Source organism: Achromobacter colocynthidis, from assembly GCF_057334535.1.
This window is the reverse complement of the sequence record NZ_JBHFIZ010000038.1, coordinates 1,343-28,284: the sequence shown is the minus strand read 5'-3', so window position 1 is coordinate 28,284 and position 26,942 is coordinate 1,343. Positions and strand designations below refer to the sequence as shown.

Below are 26,942 nucleotides of genomic sequence, written 5' to 3'. Positions count from 1 at the left end.
ATGCGGCGGGGGCCCCACCCGCGTGTTTGCACCGTGCTACGGAATTACCCGCGTGAAATGCCCCATGTTGGGTAATCCCTAGTTGAGCCGCGCAGCAACCCGTCGATATGCTTCGGTTAACCGAAGGAATCAAAGAGTTCCAACCGGAGGAGTTTCAAACCGAGCCGGCACCTCGCTGACAAGGAAACAGGATTTGCATAGCGCGCCTCCTTTGAACTCGGCCGTCGCGGCCACCCGGGTCAAGCCTATCCGCATGATTCCGTGGGCAACGTGGCTGCATCGGGTCTTCGTCGTATTGATGTATGCGTTCATGCTCTGCCCCATCGTGCTGGTGGTCTGGTTGAGCTTCTTCAAGGACGCCATCCTCTATTTCCCCCCGTCCGGCTACACGCTGTCCTGGTACGTGAAAGCGTGGGACAACCCCGCGTTCGCCAACGGCTTCCTGTTCAGCCTGCAAGTGTCGCTGGTGGCCGCCGCCATCGGTGTGGTCATGGGCGTGCTGGCCGCCGTCGGCATCGCGCGTTACCGCTTCCAGGGCAGCAAGGGCGTCAACACCCTGCTGCTGTCGCCCTTGCTGATACCCGGCATCGTGGCGGGCGTGGGCATCTACCTGTTTTATCTGCGCGCTGAAGAAGTGCTGGACCAGGACATCGTCGGCACCTTCGGCGGCCTGATCATCGCGCACGTCTGCCTGACGATTCCCTGGACCGTGCGTTTGGTCACGGCCGGCATGGCCGGGCTGGATGGCTCCATCGAGGAAGCCGCGCGCAATCTGGGCGCCAGCGCGCCCAAAGCCTTCATGCGCGTGACGCTGCCGATGCTGCGCCCGTCCATCGTGGCGGCCGCGCTGTTCAGCTTCGTGGTGTCGTTCGAGAACCTGGAGCTGTCGCTCTCGCTGGTGGGGCCGGGGCGCACCACGCTGCCGATCGCCATCATGCAGTACCTGGAATTCAATCTGGACCCGACCATCGCTTCGGTGGCTTCGGTGCAAATCTTGCTGTTGGGCATCATCATGCTTGTGACCGACCGCTATGTGAAACTCAGTCAGGTGGTGTAAGAAAATGGCGAAGGTCTCAATCGAGAATATCCGCAAGCAGTTCGGTGCGGCGGTGGCGGTATCCGACTTTTCACTGGAGATCGCGGAAGGCGAGCTGGTCACGTTCCTGGGCCCCAGCGGCTGCGGCAAGACGACGACCTTGCGCATGATCGCCGGCTTCATTACCCCCACGGCCGGCCGTATTCTTATCGGCGACACCGACGTGACCCGGCTGCCGGTTCACAAGCGCGACACCGGCATGGTGTTCCAGCGCTACGCGCTGTTTCCGCACATGACGGTGGCCGAGAACGTGGCCTTTGGGCTAGAGATGCACAAGGTGCCCAAGGCCGAGCGCGACGCCAAGATACGCCGCGTGCTGGACATGGTGCGCATGACCGAACTGCGCGACCGCTATCCGCGCCAGTTGTCGGGCGGCCAGCAGCAGCGCGTGGCGATTGCGCGCGCGCTGGCCATTGAACCCAAGGTGTTCTTGCTGGACGAACCCTTGTCCAACCTGGACGCCAAGCTGCGGCTGGAAGTTCGCGAGGAAATCCGTTCCTTGCAGCAGCGCCTGGGCCTGACCACCGTGTTCGTCACGCACGACCAGGAAGAAGCCCTGGCGATTGCCGACCGCATGGCCATCATGCATGACGGCATCGTGCAGCAAGTGGGTGCGCCCGACACCTTGTATGAACACCCCGCCAATCTGTTCGTGGCCGACTTCCTGGGCAAGATGAACGTGTTCACCGGCAGTGGCCAGGCCGATAACCAGTTCCACACCGACGCGGGCCAGCGTATCACCACGCCGGGCGGGGCAGGGGCCACGCATGTGGGCGTGCGGCCCGAGCGCGTGCGGCTGGCAGAACAGCCTTCGGGCGGCAATGCTTTGGCGGGTGTGGTGGAGTCGTCGCTGTACCTGGGGTCGGTGCTGGAAGTGCGCGTGCAGTTGGAAGGCGGCAACCGCATGATCAGCCAGGTGGTCAATGGCGGCGCGGGCCGCGCGCAGCCGGCGCCCGGTGCGCGCGTGTACGCGTGCTTCGAGCCCGAAGACTGCGTGGCCTTCACGCAATAGGAGCCACCATGACGACTGCAACCGTAGACGGGCGGCCCAGCCGCTGGCTGGGGCCCGGGCTGGCCTTTCCGGCATCGCTGGTGGTGCTGGTGATCATCATGGTGCCCATCCTGCAATTGGCGCGCTACAGCTTCAACCAGTTCGACCCGGCGGAGCTGATGCAAACCGCCTTCACCTTCGACAACTACGCCAAGTTCTTTGGCGATGCGTATTACCGCGACATCTTCTTCACCACCTTGTGGGTGGCGGGGCTATGCACGGTGCTGGCGCTGGTGCTGGGCTTTCCGGTGGCGTACTTTCTGGCGCGCACGCAGAGTAAATACAAAAGCCTGTTCGTGATCCTGCTGGTGTTTCCGCTGATGGTGGGCAACGTGGTGCGCGCGGCGGGCTGGATGGTGGCGCTGGGCAATGCGGGCGTGGTGAACGCCGTGTTGCAGGGCCTGGGCCTGATCGACAAGCCCATCACGCTGATGTACACGCCCACGGCGGTGGTCATCGGCACCACGGCCGTGGTCATGCCCTACCTGATATTGACGCTGCAAAGCGTGCTGGAAGGCATGGACCTGTCGGTGGAAGAAGCCGCGCGCAACGTCGGCGCCAGCTTCTTCACTACGTTTCGCCGCATCGTGCTGCCCATTGCCGCGCCGGGCGTGGCGGCGGGCACGATGCTCGTGTTCATCTTGTGCATGAACGCCTACGCCACGCCGGTGCTGCTGGGCGGTTCCGGCCTGACGATGATGGCGCCCGCGCTGTATGACCAGATCACCCGTGCGTCGAACTGGCCGTTCGGCGCCGCGCTGGCCGTCATTTTGGTGTGCGGCACGCTGATCATTGCACTGCTTTCGAACTGGCTGATCCATCGGCGCTACATCAAGACCATGGCGTCTTGAGCCCGAGCCACAACAAGGAAATTTCATGGCATCCGTATTGTTCAAGAACGCGAACCTGCTCGACCCCTTGCTGGCTGACCTGCAGGAAGGCCACCACGTGCTGGTCGAGGATGGCGTCATCAAGGAAGTGTCGGACAAGCCCATCGCGAGCGCGTCGGCGCAGGTGATCGACGCCGCCGGCCGCACGCTGATGCCGGGCCTGATTGACCTGCACGTGCATGTGCTGGCCACGCAACTGAACCTGAGCACGCAAGGCGTGTTGCCCGATGCGCTGGTGATGATGCGCGCCGTGCCCATCATGGCGGCCATGCTGCGCCGGGGCTTCACCACCGTGCGCGATGCGGGCGGCGCCGGCTGGGGTTTGAAGTGCGCCGTCAACGAAGGCACGGTGAAGGGGCCGCGCCTATTCATCTCGGGCCGCGCCATCAGCCAGACGGGCGGCCACGGCGACCCGCGTCCGCGCTCCGACCACCTGCGTCCCATGAGCTTTTGCGGCTGCTGCTTCCGCGCGGGCGACATCGGCCGCGTGGCCGATGGCATCGACGACGTGCGCAAGGCCGTGCGCCAGGAACTCCAGATGGGCGCGGATCAGATCAAGATGATGGCCTCGGGCGGCGTCGCATCGCCCACTGACCCGATTGCCTCCTTCGGCTATTCGGAAGAAGAAATTCGCGTCATCGTTGACGAAGCCGCCAGCCGCCAGACCTATGTGATGGCGCATTCCTACACGGCCGACGCCATCGAACGCGCCATCCGCAACGGCGTGCGCACCATCGAACACGGCAACCTGGTTGACGAGCGCGTGGCGCGCTTCATGGCCGAGAAGGGCGCGTTTGTGGTGCCCACGCTGGTGACCTATGAAGCGCTGGCCAACGAAGGCGCCGACTACGGCCTGCCGCCGGATTCGGTGGCGAAGATTGCCACGGTACGCACCGCCGGGCTGCATTCGCTGGAGATCTACAAGAAGGCGGGCGTGAAGATCGGCTACGGCTCGGATCTGCTGGGCCCGTCGCAGCGCCTGCAAAGCGATGAATTCCGGATCCGCAACGAAGTGCTGTCCGCGCAGGAAGTGATCCAGTGCGCCACCACGACCGCCGCCGAAGTGCTGAACCAGGTCGGGCAGTTGGGCCGCATCCAGGTGGGCGCGTTGGCGGACGTGCTGCTGGTGGACGGCAATCCGTACCGCGACCTGTCCTGCCTGCTGGGTCAGGGCGAGCACATCGCGCTGATCATGAAGGAAGGCGTCATCGAACATAACGGTCTGGGGGTGTAAGCGCCATGAGCGATCCCACGTTTTCGCAATCGGAAGTTGGTGAGGAATCCCGCGACGTCAATGCCGCCAAGGGCTGGCATCCGCCGTCCGCGCCCGCGTCGCGTGATCGGGGGCTGGGGCCGTTTCCCCGGCTGATCCTGCGCGGCGCCACCATCATCGACGGCACCGGCGCGCCGCCCTGGGGGCCGGTGGACATCGTGATCGAGAACGACCGCATCACCGCCCTGGTCAACGTGGGCACGCCGCACAAGGCCATCGACCCCAAGCGTCGGCCCGGCCCCGGCGACCACGAGATTGATTGCCACGGCAAGTTCGTCACGCCCGGTTTCGTGGACGCGCATGCGCACATCGGCACGCCGTATCACGCGATGAGCGGCATCGTGCCGCCCGCCGACTACATCTACAAGCTGTGGCTGGCGCATGGCGTGACGACGGTGCGCGAGATGGGCGCGATGGGCGGCCTGGGCTGGACGATGGAGCAGCGCGAGCTCTCGGCCGCCAACAAGATCGCCGCGCCGCGCATGGTGGTGCATTCGGTGTTTCCCGCCGTGAACGACCGCGTCAAGACCATCCACACGCCCGAGCAGGGCCGCGAATGGGTGCGCAAGCTGGCCGCGCGTGGCGCCGACGGCATCAAGTTCTTCGGCGCGCCGCCCGCCATCATGGAAGCGGCCTTGGACGAGGCCGCGCAACTGGGCCTGCGTTCGGGCTGCCACCACGCGCAGATGGCGGTGACGCGCGTGAACGCGCTGAAGTCCGCGCGTTGGGGCCTGACCAGTTCCGAACACTATTACGGCCTGCCCGAAGCGCTGTTCGAGGACCGCGTGGTGCAGTCCTTTCCCACCGACTACAACTACAGCGACGAGTACTACCGCTTCGCCGTGGCCGGCCAGACCTTCATGCAGGCGGCGCAACCCGGTTCGGCCAAGTGGCGCCAGGTGATGGACCAGTTCCTGGAGTTGGGTCACACCTTCGTGCCCACCTTCAATATCTACGACGCCAACCGCGACCTGATGCGCGCGCGCCGTGCCGACTGGCACGACGACTACACCTGGAAAGCGGTGTGGAAATACTTCCAGCCGCAGCGCGGCGGGCACGGCGCCTACTGGTATCGCTGGAGCACCACCAACGAGATCGAGTGGAAGCAGAACTATCGCCTGTGGATGCAGTTCATCAACGAATACAAGAACCTGGGCGGCCGCGTGTGCGCGGGCAGCGATTCCGGTTTTATCTTCCAGATCTACGGCTTTGGTTTCGTGCGTGAACTGGAACTGCTGCAGGAAGCGGGTTTTCATCCCATTGAAGTGTTGCGCGCGGCCACCTCGCAAAGCGCCGCGCTGCTGGGGATCGATGAGGACACGGGCTCCATCGACGTGCAAAAGCGCGCCGACCTGCTGATCCACGATCAAAACCCGCTGACCGATTTCAAGCTGCTGTTCGGCACCGGCGCCATGCGCCTGAACGACGACACGGCCAAGGTGGAATGGAAGCGCTGCCTGCAAACCACCATCAAGTCCGGCGTGGTGTACGACACCGCCGAACTGCTGGCGGACGTGCGCAAGATGGTGAAGGATAGTTGGGCCGACGACCCCGATGGAGAGCGTCCGCCGTTTGGCGGATCGCCCGCGGGTTCGCCTTGCGACAGCGCGGATCAGGCGTCCTGACATGGCGGTCGACCTGTTCCTCTTGTGTGGGTTCCTGGGCAGTGGCAAGACCACGCTGCTGGTGGACTACCTGCGCGATCCGGCTTCCCGCGATACGGGCGTGATCGTCAACGAGGCGGGAGAAATCGGTGTGGACGGCGCCATTGTGGCCAACGACAGCGACAACGTGCCGATGACGCTGATGGCCAATGGCTGCGTGTGTTGCTCGCTGCGCAGTGACCTGGTCTACACCTTGAGCGCGCTGCTGGACGCGCCGCGCCCCGAGGGCGAAGGGCCCTTGCAGCGCGTGATCCTGGAATGCAGCGGGCTGTCACGGCCCGGCCCCATCATCGCGTCGCTGGCCGATCCCGAACTGGCCAGCCGTGGCCTGCGGCTGACGGTGGTCTGCACCGACGACTGTGCGCGCGACCCCGACGCGCTGGCCGAGATGGACGAAGCCATGGCGCAGTTTGGCGCCGCGCACCGCATCGTGCTGACGAAGACTGACCTGTTGCCGGCGTCCGCGCTGGATGCCCGCGCCGCGCGCGCCGCCTTGCTGAATCCGCTGGCGGACGTGATCGCGGAACCAGACCGCCGTCGTGCCGTGCAAGCCGCGTTTGCCCCGTCGCAAGGCGTTGCCGACCTGGCGGGGCTTGCGGCCCGGATGTTGGCCGCAAGCAAACCGGGTCTGCCGCACCCGCGCATCCGCGTCATGGCCGCGCGGGCGCGTGAGGGCATCAGTTGGACGGATTTTTCAGAATGGCTGGATAACCTGGCCGGCCTGTGCGGCGAACGCCTGCTGCGCGTGAAGGCAGTGGTGCGCGTGGCCGACTGCGCCGAACCCATTCTGATCCAGTCGGTGGGCACCACCTTCAGCGCGCCGCAACGGCTGACGCGCCAGCCCGACGCCAGCGCCGCCATCATCGTGATCGCGCGCGACATCGATGCGGATGACATCCGCGCCTTGTCGCCCGATGCGTCGGTGGAAATGCTGGCCTGAACGTATGCAAGAACCCTGGCTGCGCGGCCGGGCACAGCCGCACCGCGCAGCCGCACCGTAGCAAGTCGTTAGTCCCCCTTCGATACGAGGTTGTTATGCAAGAGAAAAACCTGACTCGCCGTGGCTTCATCAAATCCGCCTCTGGCCTGGCGTTGGCCCCCGCGTTGGGCTGGGTGCCCGGCATGGCGCACGCCGCCGAAAAACAGATCGTTGTGGGAACCTGGGGCGGTGATTACCAAAACCTGCTGCAACAGATCATCAACCCCATCGTGACCAAGCAGGGCGTGACCGTGGTGTACGACACCGGCAACGCCGTGGGCCGCGTCACCAAGCTGCGCGCCGAAAAGAACTCGCGGCGCGGCAGCATGGATGTGGCGCTGCTGGGTGAAGTCGATATGTACGACGCCGAACGCTCGGGCACGCTGGAACCCATCGACGCGAAGAAGCTACCCAACCTGGCGCACGCCATCGCCGCGCTGAAGACGCCGTATTCCATTCCGCACATCTTCAGCGCCATGACGCTGGTCTACAACACCGAAAAATTCCCCACGCCGCCGGACTCGCTGGAAGTGCTGCTGGACCCGAAGTGGAAGGGCCAGGTCGGCTTCTCGGACATTCTGTATCTGTACAACTCGGTCTTCGTCGGCTTGGGCGCGGGCGGCGACACCAAGAGCTTTGACGGCGGCAAGCGCTTCCTGGCCAAGCTCAAGGCCAACGCGCCGCGCATCTACCCGTCCAACGAAGCGGTGGCGTCCGCCTTCAAGTCGGGCGAGATCGCCATTGCGTGCATGTGGAAGGCGCGCGCGCTGCAATGGAAGGACAGCGGCCTGCCGCTGGGCTTCGTGATTCCGAAGGAAGGTTCGGTGCCGGTGTCGTTCGAGGCGGGCGTTGCCAAGAACAGCCGCAACAAGGACGCCGCGTGGGAATACCTGAACGCCATGCTCGACCCGCAAGGCCAGGTCGGCTTCGCCGAAAAAATGGGCTACGCGCCGACGGTGACCAATGCGTCGCTGCCGGAAAACCTGAAGCGCGTCGGTTTCACCGAGGCTGAGGTGAAGCTCTTGAAGGCGTATGACTTGAAGGGCCTGACCGAAGGCAAGGCCGATATGCTGGAATTCTGGAACAAGGAATTCAAGGCGGGTTGATCGGCTGGGCTTAGGGCGGGCTTGATAGCGGGTTGATAGCGGGTTGATAGGGTTGGGGCCGGCGCGGCCGGCTCCAGCGGCAACCTTTGCTCTCGCCCTCGGCCGCAGCCTCACCCGCGCCGCGCCGCTTCGATCGTGGCAACGTCGATTTTGCCCATCGTCATCATGGCTTCAAACACGCGCTTGGCGGCGGCGCGGTCGGCACCCGTGTAGGCCTCGGTCAACACGCGCGGCGTGATCTGCCACGAAATTCCCCACTTGTCCTTGCACCAGCCGCACTCGCTTTCCTGCCCGCCATTGCCCACGATGGCATCCCACAAGCGGTCGGTTTCCGCCTGGTCGTCAGTGGCCACCTGAAACGAGAAGGACTCATTGTGCTGGAACGCCGGGCCGCCATTCAGGCCCAGGCAGGGGATGCCCATGACCGTGAATTCCACGGTCAACACATCGCCTTCCTCGCCGGAAGGGTAGTCGGACGGCGCATGGTGCACAGCGCCCACGGCGCTATCGGGAAACGTCTTGGCATAGAATCGCGCCGCTTCCAGCGCATCGCTTTCATACCAAAGACAAATGGTGTTCTTGGGAATCATCGGGGGTCTCCTGGTTGGTTGAAAACCCGTCGACGCCTGGCGCCCGAACAACCGGCGCACATCACGTGCAGGGGTTCGTGGTGTTGAGGATACTCGGTCAGTGGAGCCGATTCTCGTTCGCCAAATCCCGTTTCAACTGTCAGGTTTTTGTGGCAAACGGCTCGTCGTTTGTGTGTATCTCAATTGAGATACATAATGGCCGGTCCATCACCGGAGGCTTCCCATGGCACCCACTTCAATGTTGCACGTCCGTGTCGACGACAAGCTCAAGGCCGAAGCGGCGGAAAAGCTCGCCAACGTTGGCCTGACCATCTCGGATGCGGTGCTAATTTTGCTAACGAGAGTGGCAAAAGAAGGCGGTTTGCCCGCCGGCTTGGCCGTCGACGCCATGAGCTACGACTCTTGGTTTCGCGCGAAGGTGCAAGAGGCCTTGGCCGATACGCGGCCACCGGTCGCCCATGAAGCGGTCATGGACGAGGCTCGTGCCCTGATCAGCAAGAAGAAGCGCCGTGCCGGTTCTTGAATGGCGCGAAACGGCTCGCGAGGATTTGCTGGCGATTCTGCACGCCGCACAGCAATGGCGGCTCGATAGCGCCTGATCCCTAAACCGTGGCATGTTCGCGTCAGTTCATCGCCAAACTTTCATCGCTTCGATTCTGAAATGTTATATCATTCGTCCGCAATTTGTAATGATATAACATCCGAGAGAATACGATGAAAGGCAAGAAACTGGGGTTCAAGAAGGGAAGCCGCAAGATTGCAATTGCCCGGCCAGCACGCCGTGGCAGCCTGAAACCGCTGGTGTGTTCGCTGATGCTGATCGCACCTATCGCGCAAGCCGAGACCGAGGTGGACAGCAAGCGCGCCAAGACGCTGGCGCCCATTACGGTTTCCGCCAACCCGCTGGGCTTGGACCTCAACAGCACCACGCTGCCGGCCTCTGTGTTGGAAGGCAACGAGCTGATCGAACGGCGTAGCGGCACGCTGGGTGAGTCCCTGACGAGCCTGCCCGGTGTCAACAGCGACACGTTTGGGGGTGGCGCCAGCCGTCCGGTGATACGCGGCCAGACCGCGCCGCGCGTGAAGGTGCTGTCCGATGGCTCCGAAGTGATGGATGCCTCCAGCATTTCGCCCGACCACGCCGTGACCGTCGAGCCGCTGCTGGCCGAACGCATCGAAGTGCTGCGCGGCCCGGCAACGCTGCTGTACGGCGGCGGCGCCATCGGCGGCGTGGTCAACGTGGTGGACAAGAAGGTGCCGACCGCCGTGCCGGAAAACGGTGTTGAAGCAGAAATGGAATTGCGTGGCGCGACGGGTACGAAGGAACGCGCGGGTGTCGTCGGCATCACCGCGGGCGAAGGCCAGTTTGCCGTGCGCGTCGAAGGCATGAAGCGCCGCACCAGCGACTACGACGTGCCCGATTGGCCGGGCGGCAAGCTGGAAGGCTCGTACAGCGAATCCAGCCAGGGCTCCGTCGGCATGTCGTGGATTACGCCGCGCGGCTACGTCGGCCTGGCGTTCACGCACCTGGAAAGCAAGTACGGCTTGCCGGGGCACAACCACGAATACGAAGGCTGCCACCCGCACGGCACGCACCTGCATTGCGGCGGTCACGACGATCACGACCACGAAGAAGAGGGCCACGGCGAAGAGGGCCACGACCACGACCATGAACACGGCGGCGTGCCGTATGTGAAGCTGCGCAGCAATCGTCTGGACCTGCGCGCCGAATACCAGGACCCGTTTGCCGGCTTTGAAAAGATCCGCGTGCGTGGCGGGCTGACCGATTATCAGCACGACGAAATTGAAGGCGGCGAAGTCGGCACGCGTTTCAAGAATAAGGGCTACGACCTGCGCGTGGAATTGCAGCACAAGCCCATCGCCGGCTGGCGCGGCGTGGTGGGCTTCCAGAACGCCTACAGCGATTTCCGCGCTGACGGCGAAGAAGCCTTCCTGCCGCGCAGCCGTACGCGCTCGAACGGCTTGTTCGTGCTTGAGGAATACCAGTTGAACGACTGGCGTTTCGAAGTGGGCGCGCGTCAGGACTGGCAAAACATCTCGCCGGAAGGCGGCGCGTCGCGCAGCAGCCTGTCGGGCACATCCCTGTCGGCCGCCGCCATCTGGGACTTCGCGCCGCAGTACTCCGTGGCGCTGTCCTTGTCGCGCTCGCAACGCCTGCCGAACGCGCAGGAACTGTATGCCGACGGGGTGCACTTGGCCACCAACACCTACGAATTGGGCAACGCCGACCTGGGCCGTGAAACCTCGCACAACATCGACCTGACCTTGCGCAAGCACGCGGGCGACACGACGTTCTCTGCCAGCGTGTTCCACAACCGCGTGAAGAACTACATCTACGCCAACACGCTGGACCGCTACGAAGACTTCCGCCTGATCGAGTACACCCAGCGCGACGCGGAATTCACGGGCGTGGAAGGCGAATTGCGCCACCAGTTCACGCCGATATTCTCGGCCGCCGTGTTCGGCGACTACGTGCGCGGCAAGCTGACGGGCGGCGACGGCAATCTGCCGCGCATCCCGGCGGCGCGTGCGGGCGTGCGCGGCAACGTGAAGTGGCAGCAGTGGTCGGGCGGCGTGGAATACGCGCGCGTGTTCTCGCAAAAAGACATCGCGGCCTATGAAGACAGCACGCCGGGCTACAACCTGGTCAACGCGGTGGTCGCCTATCGCGGTAGCTACAACACGACGGGCTACGAAGTCTATCTGCGCGGCACCAACCTGCTGAACAAACTGGCCTACAACCACGCTTCGTTCATCTCGTCGGTAGCCCCGCTGCCGGGCCGCAGTGTGTTGCTGGGTGTCCGTTTGACGTATTGATGCGCTGCGTCAATCGACGCGGGGATTACGCCCTTGGGTTGGCGTGATCCCCGCGCTGCGGACAACGTGCGCGAAACGGTGCGGCGGTGTGCTAAGTTGCCGGAAAAATCCCGTCCGGACCGGAGCCCCGCCATGCTGAAATTCGCCGCCAATCTGTCGATGATGTATCAGGAACACGCCTTCCTGGACCGCTATGCCGCCGCCGCGTCGGACGGCTTCATGGGGGTGGAATGCATGTTTCCCTACGCCGAGCCCGCCGCCTTCGTGCGCGAGCGCATGGATGCGGTGGGGGTGTCGCAAGTGCTGTTCAATGCGCCACCGGGCGTGCCCAGCCGTGGCGAACGGGGGCTGGCGGCGCTGCCGGGGCGGCAGGCGGAATTTCAGGCAGGCGTCGAACAGGCGCTGGCCTACGCAACCACGCTGTCTTGTTCGAACGTGCACGTCATGGCGGGCCTGGCGCCGGACGGCGTGCCACGCGAGGCGCTGCTGGATTGCTATCGCGAAAACCTGGACTGGGCCGCGCGCCAGGCAAGGTCGGCGGGCGTGACCTTGTTGATCGAACCCATCAATACCCGCGACATTCCGGGCTACATCCTGAACCGCCAGGACGAGGCCCACGCGATCGTGCAGACCGTCAACGCACCGAACCTGAAAGTGCAGATGGACCTTTACCACTGCCAGATCGTGGAAGGCGACGTCACCACCAAGTTGCGTGAATATCTGCCGACGGGCCGGGTGGGGCATTTGCAGATCGCGGGGGTGCCGCTGCGCCAGGAACCCGATCGGGGTGAGCTTGATTACGGATGGGTGTTCAGCGTACTGCGCGAACTGCACTACACCGGTTGGATCGGTTGTGAATACCGCCCCGCAAGCGATACGTCGGCGGGGCTGCGATGGCTTAATGCCGCGCGCGCGTGATCGGTAAGCGCGCTGCCTGCCTTGCGCTTCTGTTGTTGCCGTCTCCATACCTTGCGCTGCCCGTGTCCCGGTTGCCGCTTACGGTAAATTCCCGGGCTTGCGTGCGCTTCGAAAATCATTAATATGTTAATTAAAAATTTATTCGATCGTGGTTCGAGGAGACCAGGACATGACTAGCAGCTTCCTGCCGCGCATGGTGTTGAAGGCGGCGTTGTTCAAGGTGGCATTGAGGGGCGCCGCCGCGCTTTGCGCCGTGGCGTTCACCGTGTTGCCCGCCACCGCCTCGGCGGCGGAATTCCCCGATCATCCCATCCGTTGGCTCGTGCCGTTCAGTGCCGGAGGCGGCAGCGATATCGCCACCCGCATCGTGGCCAAGCACGTGGGCGATGCGCTGGGGCAAGCGGTCGTCGTGGAAAACCGCCCGGGCGCCGCCACCATCGTCGCGGCGCAAGAGACTGCCCGTGCCGCGCCCGACGGCTACACCCTGATGACGGCAGGCATGAGCACGCTGGCGCTGAACCCCTGGCTATACAAGAACCTGCCTTATGACCCGGCCCGCAACCTGACGCCGGTGTCCACGCTGGTGGCCTTGCCCATCGTGTTGGTGACCTCGCCCGGTTCCAAGCTGACCGACATGCCGGCCGTCTTGCAGTACTTGCGTAGCGAGCAGCCGGGCAGTTATGCGTCCTTGGGCGTGGGCAGCCCGCACCACCTGGCGATGGAACTGTTCCTGGAATCGATCGGTGGCCGCGCCACCGCCATTCCCTACAAGGGCACGCCGCCCGCGTTGCAAGACGTGGCGTCCGGCGTGGTGCCCATGATGATGGCTGACCTGGCCGCCGCCCGGCCGCTGATTCAGGCGGGCAAGCTACGCGCCATTGCCGTACCGGCCGCGCAGCGTTCGGCCCAGTTGCCGGACGTGCCGACGTTTGCCGAAGCGGGCGCGGATCCATTCGAGGCCGCCGCCTGGCAAGGCGTGGTGGCGCCGGCCGGCACGCCCGCGCCCATCGTCGACAAGCTCAGCCGCGCCATCGTGGCGGCATTGCAATCGCCCGATGTGGTCAAGCAACTGCGCTTGCAGGGCATGGAACCCACGGGCAGCACGCCGGCGCGGTTCGCCGAGTATTCAAGTGAAGAGCGCGAGCGCTGGGGCGCGGTGATCCGCCACAAGGGAATTTCGGTGGAATAAGCGCCGGGTGCGCGCACCCCTGATCCTACCGGCGCGCGTGCAGGTGCGCGCTTCACCGTGTACGGGCGCGCGCCTAGTCGTGCACCGGCGCCTGACGCTTCTTGCCGCGCTGCGCCGTGGCCGCGCAACCCGCCGACGCAATGATGATGCCGCCGATGGCCAGCCATTGCGTCTGGGTCAGATGTTCATTCAGCACGATCACGCCGGCCAGCGCGCCCATGGCGGGTTCCATGCTGAGCAGCACGCCAAACGTCTTCTGCGGCAAGCGCCGCAACGCCACCATCTCCAGCGAATAGGGCAGCGCGCTGGACAGAATGCCCACCCCGATCCCGGCCAGGATCAACGACGGGTCCAGCAAGGCCATGCCCGCATGCGCCGCGCCCACGGGCAGTGCCACCATCGTCGCCGCCAGCAAACCCAGTGACGTTGCCTGGCCGCCATGCACGTTGCCAGCCATCTTGCCGAAGATGATGTACAGCGCCCAGCACACGGCGGCTGCCAGCGCGTAGGCAATGCCGGTCGGATCCAGGTCGTGGATGGATTGCCCGGTGGGGATCAGCAGCACCAGGCCGGCCAGCGCACAGGCGATCCACACAAAATCGATGGCGCGCCGCGACAGCACCACGGCCAGCGTCAGCGGCCCGGTAAATTCAATGGCAATGGCCACGCCCAGCGGCAGCGTGCGCAGCGCCATGTAGAACAGCAGGTTCATGCACGCCAGCGTCACACCATACAGCGCGATCTTGGCGGCGTTCTGGCGGGTCAGCGGAAAGCGCCACGGCCGCCAGAACGCCATCAGGATGATGGCGCCGATAACAATGCGGTAGGCAGTCGTGCCCTGCGCGCCCACTTCGGGAAACAGCGATTTGGCGAACGAGGTGCCGATGCACAGCGAGGCCATGGCGCCGATCAGCGACAGCGTGGGAAGCAAGGTGGAGGCGGGGGCGTTGTGCCCGGCGTTCAAGGTGGCGGCGGTCATGGAAAGTCAGGGCAAGGGCAAGGCAAGAACAGGTAACGGTGCAAACGAAATGGAAGATCAGGGCGTCGGCGTGGCGGCCGTGGAGTAAAGCACATACAGCGCCAGGCCCAGCATGACGGCGCCCAGCAGGCCTTGCTGCATGCGCAAGAACCAGGGGTTGCGTCCGACCCATCCACGTATGCGCGAAGCGCCGTAGGCGAAGCCACTGCCGTAGGGCAGGCTGAGCAGCTTCATGGTGATGCCCAACACCAACATCTGAATCCATACGGGCCCGTTCTCCGGCGACGTGAACTGCGGCAGGAAGGCGATCATGAACAGCAGCACCTTGGGATTCAGCAGGTTGGTCATGAAGCCTTGCCAGAAGGCATCGCGCGCATCGCCGGGGCGGGCCGACAGGGAAACATCGGCCGACCGCGCGCAACGGATCATTGCCTTGACACCCAGGTAGCCCAGATACAGACCGCCCGCGGCCTTGATGCCCACGAACAGCGTCGGAAACGCTTGCAGCACGGACGCCAGGCCCAGCACCACGGCCGGCACCTGGATGAAGCCGGCGGCCACGTTGCCCAGCACGCTATGGAAGGCGGGGCGAAACCCCTGGGTCATGCCGCGTGACAGGGTCAACGCCATGTCCGGCCCGGGGGTAAGCTTGAGCGCCGCGTCGGCGGCAAGAAAAAGCAGGAAAAGCTGTAGCGAGGGCATTGCGGAAGACGGCCGAAGAAGCGGGGGCGCAGGCGAAGAAGCGGGAGCGCGGGCGAATGGGTTCCCAGTGTAAGCAAGCGGCCTGATTATTTTCTGCGTCCGGCACCGGCAAAATGAAGTTTCCCGTCGAATTGGGGCCGGAGTCTGTCGCGGCCGGGATTAGAATCTGCCGAAGGCCGATTTTCTCCTGATTCTTCATCCGGCTCGGCCCGACTCCCCAGCGTTTCCAAGCCCCCATGGAACTAGACGATTTCGACCTTCAAATCCTGCAAAGCCTGCAGGAAGACAACCAGCGCACCAGCCAGGACCTTGCCCAGCGGGTGAACCTGTCGCCCGTGTCGTGCCTGCGCCGCATGAAGCGGCTGCGTGAAGCCGGCGTGGTGACGGCCGACGTGTCCGTGGTGGACCCCGCAGCCGTGGGGCGCGGCATCATGATGGTGGTGTTGGTGTCGCTGGAGAGCGAGCGCGCCGACAAGCTGGACGTGTTCAAGCGCGCCATGCAGGGCGCGCCCGAGGTCATGCAGTGCCTGTCCGTCACGGGCGAAGTCGACTTTGTGCTGACGCTGACCATGGTCGACATGGCCGACTACGACACCTTTGCCCAACGCCATTTCTGGGGCAACCCCAACGTCAAGCGCTTCTCCACCCTGGTGGTGATGAACCCGGTGAAGAACACGCTGACAGTGCCGGTGACGACATCGGGGAATGTCTAGGGCACCAGCTCCGCAAGGCGTGCCGCGAATCACCGCGATAGGCACGTAGGATGGGTGCAGCGCGCGCCGCCGCCCGCAAATAACGCAACGCATATCGCGCGAAACCCATCAAGCAGCGGTGGATAGTCGGCAGATCCAGCCACAACGCAACCGCCGCGTGATGGGTTTCGCGCGATGGGCAGCGGGGTTCTTGCCTTCAATCTGGCGCGCTCCACCCATCCTACATAGTCGCGATCGGCGTCATCGGTGGGGCGGTCAGCATGAAATGATGCCGGCCTAGCGCGCCTGCGTGTCGGGCGCCAAGGGGGCGTTGGACGCGGGCGCTTGGGGCTTGCGCGCGCCGCTCAATACGGCGTCCAACGCCGCGCCCGCTTCATCCGACACGCTGCGCAAGTGCAGATCACGTTGCGGAAACGCGATCTCGATATCAGCCTGCCGCAGCGCGTCAACCATGCGCGTCATCATGTCGCTGCGGATGTTGATCCAGCGGTCGAAGTCATGGGTCCAGGCGCGGACGCTGAAATCCAGCGTGCTGGCGCCAAAGCCCATGAACAGCACCGTGGGCGCCGGTTCGGTGACGACGCCGGGCGTGTCGCGGGCCACGGCGTCCAGCAATTCAATTGCCCGGTTGGGCTCGGTGCCGTAGGCCAGGCCGATACTGACTTCGATGCGGCGGCTGCGGTCCAGCAGAGTCCAGTTGGTGAGCTTGTCGGACAGCAGCGTGCCGTTGGGCACGATCACATCGGCGCCTTCGAAGGTCTTGATGCGGGTGGCGCGCATCCCGATGTCGCGCACCTGCCCGGACGTGCCGCTGATTTCCACCACGTCGCCCGGCTGTATCGGCCGTTCAAACATCAGGATCAGGCCCGACACGAAGTTGTTCACGACCCCTTGCAGGCCGAAGCCGATGCCCACGCCCAGCGCGCCGAACACGATGGTCAACTGACTGGTCTGAAAGCCCGCCGCCGACAGCGCGATGCCCAGGCCCAGCAGCAGCACCAGGTAGTACGACAGCGATGCGATGCTGTTGCCCACGCCGCGCGGCAGCGCCATGCGGGTCAGCACCTCGTCGCGCAGGATCAGGCGGATGGTGCGCGCGGCCCAGAACGCAATCACTACCGAAATCAGGAAGAGCAGCACGTTGCCCAGGCTGATGGACACTTCGCCCACGGTCAGGGTGTAGGACAGCACCTGAACGGTGAATGCATAGGTGGCGCGCAGGATGCGGAAGCGGTCCATCGCGTAGACCGCCCAGCCCACGACGGCGGCAACGGTCAAGAGGCGGATCAGCAACTGCACCAGTGGCGGCGCATGTTCGCGCGCCAGCCGGAAGCGCGCAATGCCTTGGCGCGCCAACATCACTTGCACCAGGGTGATGATGACGGTGACGCCGGCGTAGAGCACCAGCCCGAAGTAGCCGCAACCGATGACCGCGCTGGTCAGCATTTCCGCCAGCGAGACATTGCCGACCAGGTTGGCTGCCAGCGACACACATAGCAACCCAACCGCAACCCAGGCAATGCCGCGCAGTGTGCCCGCCAGGCGGGTGGGGGCGGGGGACGACGCGGGGCGCCGGCCACGGCGCAGCAGCCACAGGATGGCGGACAGCGCCACCACGGTCAGCGCCACGGTGGACACGCGGTAGAACAAGGTGTTGGCTAAAAACAGAAAGCCCAGCCGCTCCGCCAGGAACAGGGCGGTGATTACATAGGGCCATAGATCCAGTTGCCGGCGCGCCGAGGGCGGCAGCAGACGCAGCACCGGCACCGCCGCCAGCACCAGCGCCACTTGCTGCACCATCAGTGGCGCGTCGGGCTCCAACGCCAGCACCGCCACCATCGACAGCAGCAACCAGGTGGACAAGGGGCGGCCCAGGACGCCCGCCGCAGTTTCGCTCATGACGCCTGCGCGAATGGCGTCGCGGCTCTTTCTGGCCAGCCACAGCAGAAACACCAGCAGCACGATCTGAATCACATGCAGCGCGCGTTGGTTGCCGCTGCCGGTGCCGCTGTAATCACGCGCGAAGCGGGCTTCGATGTCGATGCCGGTGCGCAGCAAGGCCATGGTGTCTTGGCTGGTGTCTTGCGTCTTGCCCAGATCCCAAAGCGGCGGGGAATCCACCCGCATCAGGCGCGCGTCGATATCGTTGATGGCTTCGGCCACGGCGCGGTGTCCCGCCTTGATGCGTTCTTCGACGGCGTTGGCCCGTTGTTCAAGGCCGGCCTGTCGCGACAGCGGGCCGGACAGCGCCTGTGCGGCCGCGGTCAGTTGCGCCAGCACGGCATCCACGCGGTCGGCCAGCGCGGGCGGCAGGCTGGCGGCCGAGGCCGAATTCTTGATGGCCTGCCAGGCGTCGCGGCGACGCAGCAGTTCGGCCGCGTCGCTGGCGTACCAGGCGGTGGCCTGGCGCAGATCCGCCTGCCAGCGCGCCAGCCGGTGCGCGTCAAAGACCCAATGCCGTTCCAGGCTTTCGACCCGCATGATGGGCAGGGTGCGCAGTTGGGCCGGCTGGAATTCGTAGAGCTTTTCGTCGGTGGATTTGGTGATCGCTTCCAATGCCGGGCCGAGCGCGGTGTCGGGGTCGGTGGTGGCGACGCGTTGCAACACGGCTTCGGCGTAGCGCATGTCGCTGTCGGCGCGCAGCGGAATGTCGCCCATCTGAATGGCGGCGGGTGCTGCGGGTAGGGCGGGGGGTGTGGCGGCGGGCGGGTCGGCCAGCGCAAGACGAGCCTGGGTCAGGCTCAGCAAGCCAAGGAGCAATCCGAACAGGCAGGTAAACAGTCGTGCTCGGACGCGCATGGGGCGGCTCCGTGGGGTGCTGCGAACCGGGGGCTAAGCCACTCTAGCGCATCACCAGTCCGCCGTCCACGAACAGCACCTGCCCGGTCATGAAGCCGCTCCAGTCGGACGCCAGGAACAGCACCGGGCCGGCTACGTCCTCGGGCCGGGCGATGCGCCGCAGCGGCGTCGCGGCAATCAAGGCGTCGCGGAACGACTCCTGGGTGCTGCCGCTGGCTTCGGTGGGGTAGACCAGGCCGGGCGCCACGCAATTGACCCGGATGCCGTAGGGGCCCAGTTCCGCCGCCAGGTTGCGGCTGAACGCCACCAGCGCGGCCTTGGCGGTGGTGTAGTCGTGGTACGGCACGACAGGGTGCTCGACCAGGTTGCTGGCGATGTTGACGATGCAGCCCTGGGCGCGCTGCTTGAAATGCGGCAGCGCGGCGTGGCAGACGTTGAACGCGGCGCCCACCGAGCCATCGAACTGCGACTGGTACTGCTGCCACGACAGCGCGTCGAACGCGGTCCGCTGGCGGGGGTCGAAAGCGTATGGCCGAAAGGCGTTGTTGACCACCACGTCCAGCCGGCCGGCGTCCTGCACAATGCCGTCCACCATGGCGCGCACCGCGTCCGACGAGCCCACATCGGCTTGCACGGCCCAGGCGTCGCCGCCCTCCGTCTGGCACTGCGCCACCACGGCCTCGGCCGCATCGGCATTGCTTAGATAGTTGACGACCACCGTCGCGCCTTCGCGCGCGAACCCGCGTGCGATCTCGGCGCCGATGCCTCGGCTGGCGCCCGTCACCAGCACGACCTTGCCCGCGAATTTCTTTGGCGTGTCCATGTCAGTCTCCCGGCAGCAGGCCGGTGTCGACCACGGCTGCGATGTCGATGGGCTTTTCGATCAGGCCCAGCGCGCGGTAGGCGTCGGCCGCCTTTTGCAGCGAGTCCAGATCGAACGTGCCCAGCGGGCGGCCGGCGGCGGTCGAGGCCGCATTGCGCAGCCGGATCACCTCCAGGCTGATGGCGCGGTCGGTGCCATCGATGGCGCGTTTGCCGGCCAGGGTGGCGGCTTCTTCCGGCTGGGCGATCATCCACGCGGCGCTGTCGCGATATGCCTTCAAAAACGCCCGCAGCAGCGGCTGCTTTTGTTGATAGACCACTTCGCGCACCACGAACAGGTCGCTGGACACGTTGAGCGTGTCGCGCACTTCCATGACGTTGACGTCGCCCAGGCCGCGCCTCCGCCCAACCAGCAAGCCGGTGTCGGTGGCGGCCGTGGCGTCCACCTGGCCTTGCAGTAGCGGCGCGAAGTTCAGCACGCCGGTCACCACGATTTCCACATCGGCTTCGGTCAGGCCCGCCTGATGCAGCATCACCAACAGGTTCTGGCGCGTGCCGCTGGCCAGGCTGTAGACGCCGATGCGCTTGCCCTTCAGGTCAGCGGGCCGCGTGATGTTGGCCGACTTCAGCGACACCACGTTGAACACGTTCTGCGGATAGATGTCGTAGATGGCGCGCAGCTTCTCGCCCTTGTCCAAGGCCATGAAGAATGAACCGGGGTCGGTGAAGGCCACGTCGGCCTGGCCGCTGAGTATGTTGCGGATGGCGTCACCGCCGCCCGCGCCGGGCAGGTAAACCAGTTCCACGCCCTGCGCCTTGAAGAAGCCCTTGTCGGGTTCGGCCAGCAGGTTGGTGATTTCGCTGATGGGCTTGCTCCAGCCGGCCAGGGTGACCTTGCCGGATGCGACGCTCTGGGCGCCCTGGGCGCGAGCGGCTAGCGGCGCCAGTGACACGGCGGCAAGGCTTGCGGCGGCCGTCAACAGGGCGCGGCGGGTCGGATGGGGAGGCATGGAAGGGGTCTCGAAGATAGTCATGATTGATCGGCATAGGGGCGCAGCAGGCGCCGTTCCAGCAGCAGCGTGGCCTGATAGCCCAGCAGCCCGATGACGGCGATGGCGGTCAGCGCGGCGAACATCAGGGGCGTGTCCATCATGCCTTGCGCGGCGATGATGACCGCGCCCAGCCCCCGGCTGGCGCCGATGAATTCGCCCACCACGGCGCCCACCAGCGCCAGCACCAGCGCCACGCGCAGCCCGGCCAGAATGCCGGGCAGGCCGGCGGGCAGCTTCAGTCGCAACAAGGTCTGCGTGCGTGACGCGCCCAGCATGCGGAACAGTTGCAGCCGGTTCGGGTCGACCTGCCGCAGGGCGGTCAGGGTGTTCTCCATCAAGGGGAAAAAGCAGATCAGCGCCGTCATGACCACGGTGGGCGCCATGCCGAAGCCGAACCACAGCACGAACAGCGGCGCGAGCGCCAGCTTGGGGACCACCTGGCTGACGATGACATAGGGCTTGAGCACGCGGTCCAGCAAGGCGGATTCCGCCAGCGCCACGCCGATGCCCAGCCCCGCCGCGCCGCCGATCGCCAGGCCCAGCAGCATCTCGGCAAGCGTTGCGCCGATGTGCGGCCAGAGGTAGCCGGTGGCAAGACTGGTCCACAACGTCTTCGCCACGGCCGAGGGGGCGGGCAGCACCAGTGCCGATATCCCCACCTGCCGCACGGTGATTTCCCAGACGGCCAGCAGCAAGACCAACAGGGCCAGGGCAAGCAGGCGGGGCTTCAGCGTGGCTTGGGGGGCGGCCTGGGGGATGGCTGGGTCGGCGGCTTTAGCAGCGGCGTTATCGGCGGCTTGGGTCGCCGCTTTGATGGCGGTCGGCTTCATGGGCGCGCCCCGTTCATGAACGCAAATACTTGGGCGCAGGCCGCATTGAACGCCGCGCCATGGCGCATGGCTTGCGGGCGCGGCGCGGGCAGGTCCACGGGCAGGTCGGCCAGCATGCGGCCCTGATGCATGACGGCTACGCGGTCGCCCAGGTAGACGGCTTCGCTGATGTCGTGGGTGACGAACAGCACGGTGGTATTGCGCAGGCGGCACATGCGCAGCAGGTCGTCTTGCAGCTCGCCGCGCGTGATGGCGTCCAGCGCGGCGAAAGGTTCGTCCAGCAACAGCAAGGCCGGTTCAAGAATCAACGCCCGCGCCAGCGCCACGCGGCTTTGCTGGCCGCCGGACAGTTGGCGGGGATAGTGTTGGGCGTGGTCAGAAAGCCCCAGCATGGCGAGCAGGCCGTGCGCGCGTTCCAGGTCTTCCGGCAGCGGGCGGCGTTGCAGCGACACAGGCAGCAATACGTTATCGATCACGCGTTGCCATTCCAGCAGCGTGGGCGCTTGAAACACATAACCCAGTTGCGGGCCGGGCGCGGCGGGCGTGCCGTCTTGCAGCACCACGCGGCCGGACTGCGGCGTGAGCAGGCCCGCGGCAAGTTTCAGCAGCGTCGTCTTGCCGCAGCCGCTGCGGCCAACCAGGCAATGAAAGCCACCGGCTTGCAGGCGCCAGTCGATGCCGTTCACGATGGGCGCGCGACCGGGGTAGGTGTAGACTGCCCCTTCGATGTGAAGAAAGGGCCGGGACGGATCGGCAATCATGGTTCGTACGACGCGTAAGGGTCGGCGGCGGCTTCGGCGGATTGCTCGATCTCCGTCATGCGAACCAGATCCAGCAGGTTGAAGCGGCCGTCGTGATGCCAGCCGGCTTCGGGCACGCTCATCGCGCCGATGGCACTGATGCGGGTGACGCCCGCCGCGCCCAGTTGATCGGCCAGACGGTAGAGCTCTTCGGGCGAGGCGGCCACGCCCACCGTTTGCAGATAGCGGCTGTGCGCGGCCACCAACGGCGCCACGTCATCCAGCGTGTCGACGCCGGCCACCACGATGCTGCGTTGCAAGGCCGTGGGCGCAAGCGGCGTGGCGGCATCGGTGTACGAGACGCTCCAGGCTGTGTCGGGGTCGCCGATCAGCGCATCGGCGCCGTCGGCCGGCAACTGCCATTCGATGCTCTGCCGCCACTTGGCAATCGCGGCGGATTCCGCCAGGTCCAGCGCGCGGCGCGGAAAGCGCTGTTGCAGATTCGAGAGCTCGCCCGCCAGATAGGCGGCGAAGTCGCGCGGTGAAACCTGGCCGCCGCGCTGCACGTAGAAAACCTGCGGGGAATAACAGCCCTGCTGGTCGTAACGCATCACATCCCAGGCCGCGCGGCGCGCCAGGGCGGGCGCCTTCTGCGCATCCAACGCGGCGACGCTGACCACGCCAAAGCCCAGCTTGTGGCCGTGCGCTAGAAAGCGCGCCGTGACCGGCAGGCGGCGCTGGATGGCGTGCAGCGCGTCGTTGCCGCCGTAAGCCACCACCGTGTCCGCCTGCGCGTAGAGCGCGGCGGCGTCTTCATCCCCCGCGCCGCGCCACCAGACCACGGCCAGGCAGTCGGCCAGCGGCGGATGCACCTCGGCCAGCAGGCGCGCGAACCAGCCGGCAAACAGCGGCTCGGCGCTGGGCAGCTTGCCGATATTGCCCGCCTTCACGAGCAACCCGCAAACCAGGCTCCATAACGCTAGCGCGGGCACGTTGCCCGCCCAGCTATGCACCAGCAATTGCGGGCCGTAGGCGCGCACCGCGCCGCCCTTGGGTGTCGGTTGAAAGCCGTCCAGCACCTTGGGGTTGGCGAAGTCCTCGGCCACAAAGCGGTGCAGTTGCGGCGCGCGGAACGTCTTGAAAAACCCGGTGAGACCCAGCCGCACCATGTGCGCGTCGTAGCCGCTGACAATCGGCAGCAGCGCGTCGGCTTGCCGGCGGTACGGGTCGCTGGGGTCCAGCAGCCGGGCGATGGCGCGGTCGATGACGTTGATGATTTCCGACACCGTCATCGTCTTCAGATGCCGCGCGCTGGCCTGTTGGACGCGCTGGGCCAGCGCCTGCATCTGCAAGGCGGTCAGCACCGGCACGGCGACGTCCACGCGCCGGCCGTCCTGCTCGAAGGGCAGCGTCTGCCATTGGACATCGGCCGAAGCCAGCCCCGGCAGATAGCCTGCTTCGATCCGTTGCACGTTCATGGCCGCGTCGACTGAATGAATTCTTCGACCGCCAGCGAGCAGCCCTTGGCCTGCGCGCCTTCGGCGCGGCCCAGCAGCAGGAAGCCGCCATCGGCGGGTTCTCCCACGTCTTCAGTGAGGATGGTGCTGACGGAATTGAAGTTGCCCAGGTCGCAGTGCGTCAGGATGCCGCGTTCGCCGGCCGGCACCGTGCGCCCCGTGGCCGGGTCCACCAGGCGCGAACGGATCCAGTGCGGCCCCGATTTCACGGACGGGACCGTGGCGTTGCCGTCGTCATAAAACTGGGTGCTGAGTTCGGTCATGCCGTACATGTTGATGCACAGCGCGCGCGGCACGCCCAGCAGGTCCGATAGTTCGGAATAGAACGTGTCCAGCGGCAATTCCCGCGACTGGCCCTTGTAGCCGCCGGTATCCAGGATGCGGCTGCCCGGCGGCAGGCGGAACGTTCGGCCTTCCTTGCGCAGCGCATCGATCACATGCACGAAGCTGAAGCTGGCGCCCAGCAGGGCATAGGGCTCGCCATCGCGCTCGGCGGTTTCCAGGCGGCGCCACAAGCCATCAAGATCAATCCCCTGCGGCGACATGAAGTAGCGGCTGTCGTCGGTGCCAAACGCGGTCTTGGCCAGTGCCAGATAATGCGCCAGCGACGAATTCGGCATGGCCACTTCGTCCGGGAACAAGATGCCCATCGGCAAGCGCGGCGTGCCCCGCATGACGCGGACGGCGAAGTTGCGCGTCATGGACAGGTCGTAGACGTCCAGGTGCGGATGAAAGTGGCGCCCGCGCATATCGGCGCGCGTCGTGCCGCTGGTCATGAAGACGCGCTCGTCGGGGCGGGCGGGTTCACAGCGCAGTTCCATCGCCTTGAAGGCGTCGATGGGCACGGCGGGAATATCGCTCCAGGTCTTCACATTGCGCACCGTGGCGCCTCGGCGCTGGCAGAAGCTGCGGTAGGGGGCGTTGGCGCTGTACTGATACGCAAACAGCCGCAGCGCGAGCTGGTCAAACTGCGCGTCGGTGCAGCCGTCCTGGGCAATGAATTCAAGGAGTTCCGCGACGGGCGGGGCGGCGTTGTTCATGGGCGTTCGTTGATTCCAATACAGGGAAGCTCCGAAGCCCGCCCGCACAAGCGGCGCAAAGGCGCGGCAGGGCGAATGCTCTTCTTACGCCGGCATGAACCGGGTCAAGTTCGCGGGTTTGATTCTCAGCACTGGCGTGCACCCCGGAGCAGAGGCAATGTTAACCCGCTCTAGGGTTCGTCGCTTAGGTCGAATCCCTGCTGGCCGTCCAGTCGGAAGGCCGCGGGGTCATAACCGCTGGCCAGCACGATGGACCGCACCTGGCATGCGCCCGCATCACGGAGCCGTTCGCAGTATTTGTGCAACGACGATGCGTCCTCCGTAAGGACAAAGGGAATGCGTTCATGACACGCCTGGGCGACCAATTTGATGTCATCACGCGCGACCGCGCGCGCCGTGTCGTCATTTCGTGGGCCTAGTGCATTCCATAGTTGGGCGGCTCGCTGCCCGTGCGGAATGTTGAATGGCAAATGACGGAACTTTTGCAGCGGCAGATCAGTGATGGACTGCTTAATGCCGAACTCCGCCGCGACAACGGCCGAAAAGTAGACCGGCAAAGACTCGTCGAGCATCTGTCGAAAATACTTGGTGGCGGTTTGATGGTTAGGGCGAGTCGCGTCGCCGAGCGAGATCAGATAGCTGGTGTCCAGCAGTACCGCTGCCGTCATGAGTCGTCGCCCCGCAGTGATTCAACCCATCGCGTGGCGTCGGGTACGTCCGACCAGGCGGCGGTGCCTTTGCGTACCATCTGCTGGAATTCGTCTTCGTCGTAGGCAGGGTGGTGCACCTCGAACGAACGCAGATTCAAATTGCGCAGTTCGCCCGTGCGCAAATTCTCTTCAGCCGTCACGTGCAGCAAGGCCGGACGATAGAGACGGTTTTCGCTCTCTTGTGCGAGCAACTGTTGAGTAGCGGAAACCGTTAGCGACTTGCCGTTTTCAAGCACAAGATGAACATTTGCCTTGGTCTTGCCGCCCCAGTCCACGATTTTTCCGTGCAGGTATTTTTCAACCGTTACCCAGATATCGATCGATTGTTTGAAGTCTGATTGGGCATTGATGATCGTGAGAGGGCGCCGGGCGGTGTCCTCAAGCGCGTAAACGCGATGAGGGTTGTTACGGGCCTGAGCTTGCCAACGCTCAATGACGGCAGCTCGCCTGGGGTCGATGGCGTTGAGAGAATCTGGCGCGGCCAGACGTTCCATATCCGCCCAGAGCATCGAAGCCGCCAACAACCCCTCGGCGACGAAAACCAGAGACCCTTCTTCTATCGACACCAGCACTTCGGCAGGGTTGACCTCTCGGGTTGATCCTTGCAGGAAGTCGCTGACCTCTTTCTGAAATTCGCCAAGCAAACTGAGCGGAACAGCCTTCGGCCCCACATCAACGCCATTGATGCGGTCGCGGAGAGCGAAGCGAAGATTGTCGGCGGGTTTCATAGCGACGATTGTAGACCTCGTCCCGGGCTATTTCGCGGGTCTGTAATATTTTGCAAGCTAGGCACCGCGCGTGCGCCAGCGTAGCGCTGTCCGCCCTGGAGGGGCGGGGGGGGGGGGGGGGGGGGGGACAAGATTCGCGCTCAAAACCTATCACCTGACAAGATTTCGATAAGATTACGACAAGATTAGGGCGCGATGATAAGAAAGACATCGCTAGAAAGAAGGGCAGCGCCAAACGCAAAAAGCCCCGCCAATGGCGGGGCTCAATGCTTGAATCTTTTGGTGGCCTGGGGCGGAATCGAACCACCGACACAAGGATTTTCAATCCTCTGCTCTACCGACTGAGCTACCAGGCCAACACGTACACGGTGCAAAAAGCCCAGCGCGGCGGCTGGGCTTTTTTTGGGACTTGATATTGCTACCGCAATCCCAATAATTCTTTTGGTGGCCTGGGGCGGAATCGAACCACCGACACAAGGATTTTCAATCCTCTGCTCTACCGACTGAGCTACCAGGCCAACACGTACACGGTGCAAAAAGCCCAGCGCGGCGGCTGGGCTTTTTTTGGGACTTGATATTGCTACCGCAATCCCAATAATTCTTTTGGTGGCCTGGGGCGGAATCGAACCACCGACACAAGGATTTTCAATCCTCTGCTCTACCGACTGAGCTACCAGGCCAACACGTACACGGTGCAAAAAGCCCAGCGCGGCGGC

General features: G+C 64.8%; 24 protein-coding genes, 3 tRNA genes and 1 riboswitch. Of the genes, 12 read left to right on the top strand and 15 right to left on the bottom strand.

The window, feature by feature from the left end; genetic code table 11:
* The first annotated feature begins 253 nt into the window (after positions 1-253).
* The 7 genes from ACE04A_RS24300 (at position 254) to ACE04A_RS24270 (ending at position 8,059) form a co-directional block, all read left to right on the top strand.
* Positions 254-1,057, top strand: coding sequence for an ABC transporter permease (locus tag ACE04A_RS24300; protein ID WP_100857573.1), 804 nt, complete (start codon positions 254-256; stop codon positions 1,055-1,057).
* 4 nt (positions 1,058-1,061) lie between these two features.
* Positions 1,062-2,108 carry an ABC transporter ATP-binding protein gene (locus tag ACE04A_RS24295; RefSeq protein WP_448718404.1) on the top strand — a complete coding sequence of 349 codons (1,047 nt, stop codon included), beginning with the start codon at positions 1,062-1,064 and terminating at the stop codon, positions 2,106-2,108.
* An 8-nt stretch (positions 2,109-2,116) separates the two neighbouring features.
* The gene (locus tag ACE04A_RS24290; protein ID WP_448718405.1) at positions 2,117-2,998 is read left to right on the top strand and encodes an ABC transporter permease; all 882 of its coding nucleotides are present in this window, start codon (positions 2,117-2,119) and stop codon (positions 2,996-2,998) included.
* 25 nt (positions 2,999-3,023) lie between these two features.
* Positions 3,024-4,271, top strand: a complete 1,248-nt coding sequence (locus ACE04A_RS24285; RefSeq protein WP_279995365.1) for a metal-dependent hydrolase family protein — start codon at positions 3,024-3,026, stop codon at positions 4,269-4,271.
* A gap of 5 nt (positions 4,272-4,276) precedes the next feature.
* Complete coding sequence (locus tag ACE04A_RS24280) at positions 4,277-5,935, top strand: amidohydrolase family protein (protein WP_485820606.1); 1,659 nt, start codon at positions 4,277-4,279, stop codon at positions 5,933-5,935.
* A 1-nt stretch (position 5,936) separates the two neighbouring features.
* Complete coding sequence (locus ACE04A_RS24275; RefSeq protein WP_448718407.1) at positions 5,937-6,914, top strand: CobW family GTP-binding protein; 978 nt, start codon at positions 5,937-5,939, stop codon at positions 6,912-6,914.
* A gap of 95 nt (positions 6,915-7,009) precedes the next feature.
* Positions 7,010-8,059, top strand: a complete 1,050-nt coding sequence (locus ACE04A_RS24270) for an ABC transporter substrate-binding protein (protein ID WP_279995368.1) — start codon at positions 7,010-7,012, stop codon at positions 8,057-8,059.
* Positions 8,060-8,169: 110 nt separating this feature from the next.
* Here the strand turns inward: ACE04A_RS24270 and ACE04A_RS24265 are convergent, their stop codons facing one another.
* Positions 8,170-8,649, bottom strand: a complete 480-nt coding sequence (locus ACE04A_RS24265) for a VOC family protein (RefSeq protein ID WP_100854120.1) — start codon at positions 8,647-8,649, stop codon at positions 8,170-8,172.
* A gap of 223 nt (positions 8,650-8,872) precedes the next feature.
* Between ACE04A_RS24265 and ACE04A_RS24260 the strand changes: the two genes are divergently transcribed.
* The 4 genes from ACE04A_RS24260 to ACE04A_RS24245 all read left to right on the top strand — a co-directional run bounded on the left by ACE04A_RS24260 (position 8,873) and on the right by ACE04A_RS24245 (position 13,594).
* Positions 8,873-9,172 carry a type II toxin-antitoxin system RelB/DinJ family antitoxin gene (locus ACE04A_RS24260; protein ID WP_485820605.1) on the top strand — a complete coding sequence of 100 codons (300 nt, stop codon included), beginning with the start codon at positions 8,873-8,875 and terminating at the stop codon, positions 9,170-9,172.
* Positions 9,173-9,462: 290 nt separating this feature from the next.
* Positions 9,463-11,487: a TonB-dependent receptor domain-containing protein gene (locus tag ACE04A_RS24255; protein ID WP_448718429.1), complete on the top strand. Its 2,025-nt coding sequence runs from the start codon at positions 9,463-9,465 to the stop codon at positions 11,485-11,487.
* Between the two features lie 132 nt (positions 11,488-11,619).
* Complete coding sequence (gene otnI, locus ACE04A_RS24250) at positions 11,620-12,405, top strand: 2-oxo-tetronate isomerase (protein WP_485820604.1); 786 nt, start codon at positions 11,620-11,622, stop codon at positions 12,403-12,405.
* A 169-nt stretch (positions 12,406-12,574) separates the two neighbouring features.
* Entirely contained in the window at positions 12,575-13,594 is a 1,020-nt protein-coding gene (locus ACE04A_RS24245; protein ID WP_448718408.1) for a Bug family tripartite tricarboxylate transporter substrate binding protein, read from the top strand.
* 73 nt (positions 13,595-13,667) lie between these two features.
* Here ACE04A_RS24245 and ACE04A_RS24240 read toward each other — a convergent pair whose 3' ends face one another.
* Entirely contained in the window at positions 13,668-14,573 is a 906-nt protein-coding gene (locus ACE04A_RS24240) for an EamA family transporter (protein WP_259250822.1), read from the bottom strand.
* Positions 14,574-14,630: 57 nt separating this feature from the next.
* Positions 14,631-15,275, bottom strand: a complete 645-nt coding sequence (locus tag ACE04A_RS24235; RefSeq protein ID WP_448718409.1) for a LysE family translocator — start codon at positions 15,273-15,275, stop codon at positions 14,631-14,633.
* 236 nt (positions 15,276-15,511) lie between these two features.
* Here ACE04A_RS24235 and ACE04A_RS24230 point away from each other — a divergent pair, with 236 nt between their 5' ends.
* A complete protein-coding gene (locus ACE04A_RS24230) occupies positions 15,512-15,988 on the top strand; it encodes an Lrp/AsnC family transcriptional regulator (RefSeq protein ID WP_259250819.1) in 477 nt (158 codons plus the stop codon).
* Positions 15,989-16,264: 276 nt separating this feature from the next.
* Here ACE04A_RS24230 and ACE04A_RS24225 read toward each other — a convergent pair whose 3' ends face one another.
* The 12 genes from ACE04A_RS24225 to ACE04A_RS24170 all read right to left on the bottom strand — a co-directional run bounded on the left by ACE04A_RS24225 (position 16,265) and on the right by ACE04A_RS24170 (position 26,906).
* Positions 16,265-18,787 carry a mechanosensitive ion channel family protein gene (locus ACE04A_RS24225; protein ID WP_448718410.1) on the bottom strand — a complete coding sequence of 841 codons (2,523 nt, stop codon included), beginning with the start codon at positions 18,785-18,787 and terminating at the stop codon, positions 16,265-16,267.
* 43 nt (positions 18,788-18,830) lie between these two features.
* Positions 18,831-19,610, bottom strand: coding sequence for a 3-oxoacyl-ACP reductase (locus ACE04A_RS24220; RefSeq protein ID WP_485820603.1), 780 nt, complete (start codon positions 19,608-19,610; stop codon positions 18,831-18,833).
* 1 nt (position 19,611) lies between these two features.
* A complete protein-coding gene (locus ACE04A_RS24215; protein WP_448718412.1) occupies positions 19,612-20,619 on the bottom strand; it encodes an ABC transporter substrate-binding protein in 1,008 nt (335 codons plus the stop codon).
* 20 nt (positions 20,620-20,639) lie between these two features.
* Positions 20,640-21,491: an ABC transporter permease gene (locus ACE04A_RS24210; protein WP_485820602.1), complete on the bottom strand. Its 852-nt coding sequence runs from the start codon at positions 21,489-21,491 to the stop codon at positions 20,640-20,642.
* A complete protein-coding gene (locus tag ACE04A_RS24205; RefSeq protein WP_485820601.1) occupies positions 21,488-22,252 on the bottom strand; it encodes an ABC transporter ATP-binding protein in 765 nt (254 codons plus the stop codon). Before ACE04A_RS24205 ends, ACE04A_RS24210 begins: the two co-directional genes overlap by 4 nt.
* Positions 22,249-23,709, bottom strand: a complete 1,461-nt coding sequence (locus tag ACE04A_RS24200) for an acyl-CoA reductase (protein WP_279995374.1) — start codon at positions 23,707-23,709, stop codon at positions 22,249-22,251. The genes ACE04A_RS24205 and ACE04A_RS24200 overlap by 4 nt, the downstream gene beginning before the upstream one ends.
* A complete protein-coding gene (locus tag ACE04A_RS24195; protein WP_485820600.1) occupies positions 23,706-24,788 on the bottom strand; it encodes a LuxE/PaaK family acyltransferase in 1,083 nt (360 codons plus the stop codon). Before ACE04A_RS24195 ends, ACE04A_RS24200 begins: the two co-directional genes overlap by 4 nt.
* Before the next feature lie 64 nt (positions 24,789-24,852).
* A riboswitch (TPP riboswitch) is annotated at positions 24,853-24,944 on the bottom strand.
* Between the two features lie 14 nt (positions 24,945-24,958).
* On the bottom strand, positions 24,959-25,456 hold the full coding sequence (locus tag ACE04A_RS24190) for a hypothetical protein (protein ID WP_485820599.1): 498 nt from the start codon (positions 25,454-25,456) through the stop codon (positions 24,959-24,961).
* A complete protein-coding gene (locus ACE04A_RS24185; protein ID WP_448718418.1) occupies positions 25,453-26,226 on the bottom strand; it encodes a hypothetical protein in 774 nt (257 codons plus the stop codon). Before ACE04A_RS24185 ends, ACE04A_RS24190 begins: the two co-directional genes overlap by 4 nt.
* Positions 26,227-26,506: 280 nt before the next feature.
* Positions 26,507-26,582 (bottom strand) — tRNA-Phe (locus ACE04A_RS24180).
* A gap of 86 nt (positions 26,583-26,668) precedes the next feature.
* A tRNA-Phe gene (locus ACE04A_RS24175) sits at positions 26,669-26,744 on the bottom strand.
* An 86-nt stretch (positions 26,745-26,830) separates the two neighbouring features.
* Positions 26,831-26,906 (bottom strand) — tRNA-Phe (locus tag ACE04A_RS24170).
* Positions 26,907-26,942 lie beyond the last annotated feature (36 nt).

What these genes read in the sequence shown, in the direction of transcription:
- ACE04A_RS24185 (WP_448718418.1), bottom strand. Translation starts at nt 26,226, where the DNA reads ATGAAACCCGCCGACAATCTTCGCTTCGCTCTCCGCGACCGCATCAAT.
- ACE04A_RS24245 (WP_448718408.1), top strand. Translation starts at nt 12,575, where the DNA reads ATGACTAGCAGCTTCCTGCCGCGCATGGTGTTGAAGGCGGCGTTGTTC.
- ACE04A_RS24275 (WP_448718407.1), top strand. Translation starts at nt 5,937, where the DNA reads ATGGCGGTCGACCTGTTCCTCTTGTGTGGGTTCCTGGGCAGTGGCAAG.
- ACE04A_RS24205 (WP_485820601.1), bottom strand. Translation starts at nt 22,252, where the DNA reads ATGATTGCCGATCCGTCCCGGCCCTTTCTTCACATCGAAGGGGCAGTC.
- ACE04A_RS24260 (WP_485820605.1), top strand. Translation starts at nt 8,873, where the DNA reads ATGGCACCCACTTCAATGTTGCACGTCCGTGTCGACGACAAGCTCAAG.
- ACE04A_RS24265 (WP_100854120.1), bottom strand. Translation starts at nt 8,649, where the DNA reads ATGATTCCCAAGAACACCATTTGTCTTTGGTATGAAAGCGATGCGCTG.
- ACE04A_RS24225 (WP_448718410.1), bottom strand. Translation starts at nt 18,787, where the DNA reads ATGCGCGTCCGAGCACGACTGTTTACCTGCCTGTTCGGATTGCTCCTT.
- ACE04A_RS24195 (WP_485820600.1), bottom strand. Translation starts at nt 24,788, where the DNA reads ATGAACAACGCCGCCCCGCCCGTCGCGGAACTCCTTGAATTCATTGCC.
- ACE04A_RS24255 (WP_448718429.1), top strand. Translation starts at nt 9,463, where the DNA reads ATGCTGATCGCACCTATCGCGCAAGCCGAGACCGAGGTGGACAGCAAG.
- ACE04A_RS24240 (WP_259250822.1), bottom strand. Translation starts at nt 14,573, where the DNA reads ATGACCGCCGCCACCTTGAACGCCGGGCACAACGCCCCCGCCTCCACC.
- ACE04A_RS24200 (WP_279995374.1), bottom strand. Translation starts at nt 23,709, where the DNA reads ATGAACGTGCAACGGATCGAAGCAGGCTATCTGCCGGGGCTGGCTTCG.
- ACE04A_RS24235 (WP_448718409.1), bottom strand. Translation starts at nt 15,275, where the DNA reads ATGCCCTCGCTACAGCTTTTCCTGCTTTTTCTTGCCGCCGACGCGGCG.
- ACE04A_RS24210 (WP_485820602.1), bottom strand. Translation starts at nt 21,491, where the DNA reads ATGAAGCCGACCGCCATCAAAGCGGCGACCCAAGCCGCCGATAACGCC.
- ACE04A_RS24220 (WP_485820603.1), bottom strand. Translation starts at nt 19,610, where the DNA reads ATGGACACGCCAAAGAAATTCGCGGGCAAGGTCGTGCTGGTGACGGGC.
- ACE04A_RS24285 (WP_279995365.1), top strand. Translation starts at nt 3,024, where the DNA reads ATGGCATCCGTATTGTTCAAGAACGCGAACCTGCTCGACCCCTTGCTG.
- ACE04A_RS24230 (WP_259250819.1), top strand. Translation starts at nt 15,512, where the DNA reads ATGGAACTAGACGATTTCGACCTTCAAATCCTGCAAAGCCTGCAGGAA.
- ACE04A_RS24295 (WP_448718404.1), top strand. Translation starts at nt 1,062, where the DNA reads ATGGCGAAGGTCTCAATCGAGAATATCCGCAAGCAGTTCGGTGCGGCG.
- ACE04A_RS24300 (WP_100857573.1), top strand. Translation starts at nt 254, where the DNA reads ATGATTCCGTGGGCAACGTGGCTGCATCGGGTCTTCGTCGTATTGATG.
- ACE04A_RS24190 (WP_485820599.1), bottom strand. Translation starts at nt 25,456, where the DNA reads ATGACGGCAGCGGTACTGCTGGACACCAGCTATCTGATCTCGCTCGGC.
- ACE04A_RS24270 (WP_279995368.1), top strand. Translation starts at nt 7,010, where the DNA reads ATGCAAGAGAAAAACCTGACTCGCCGTGGCTTCATCAAATCCGCCTCT.
- ACE04A_RS24290 (WP_448718405.1), top strand. Translation starts at nt 2,117, where the DNA reads ATGACGACTGCAACCGTAGACGGGCGGCCCAGCCGCTGGCTGGGGCCC.
- ACE04A_RS24280 (WP_485820606.1), top strand. Translation starts at nt 4,277, where the DNA reads ATGAGCGATCCCACGTTTTCGCAATCGGAAGTTGGTGAGGAATCCCGC.
- otnI (WP_485820604.1), top strand. Translation starts at nt 11,620, where the DNA reads ATGCTGAAATTCGCCGCCAATCTGTCGATGATGTATCAGGAACACGCC.
- ACE04A_RS24215 (WP_448718412.1), bottom strand. Translation starts at nt 20,619, where the DNA reads ATGCCTCCCCATCCGACCCGCCGCGCCCTGTTGACGGCCGCCGCAAGC.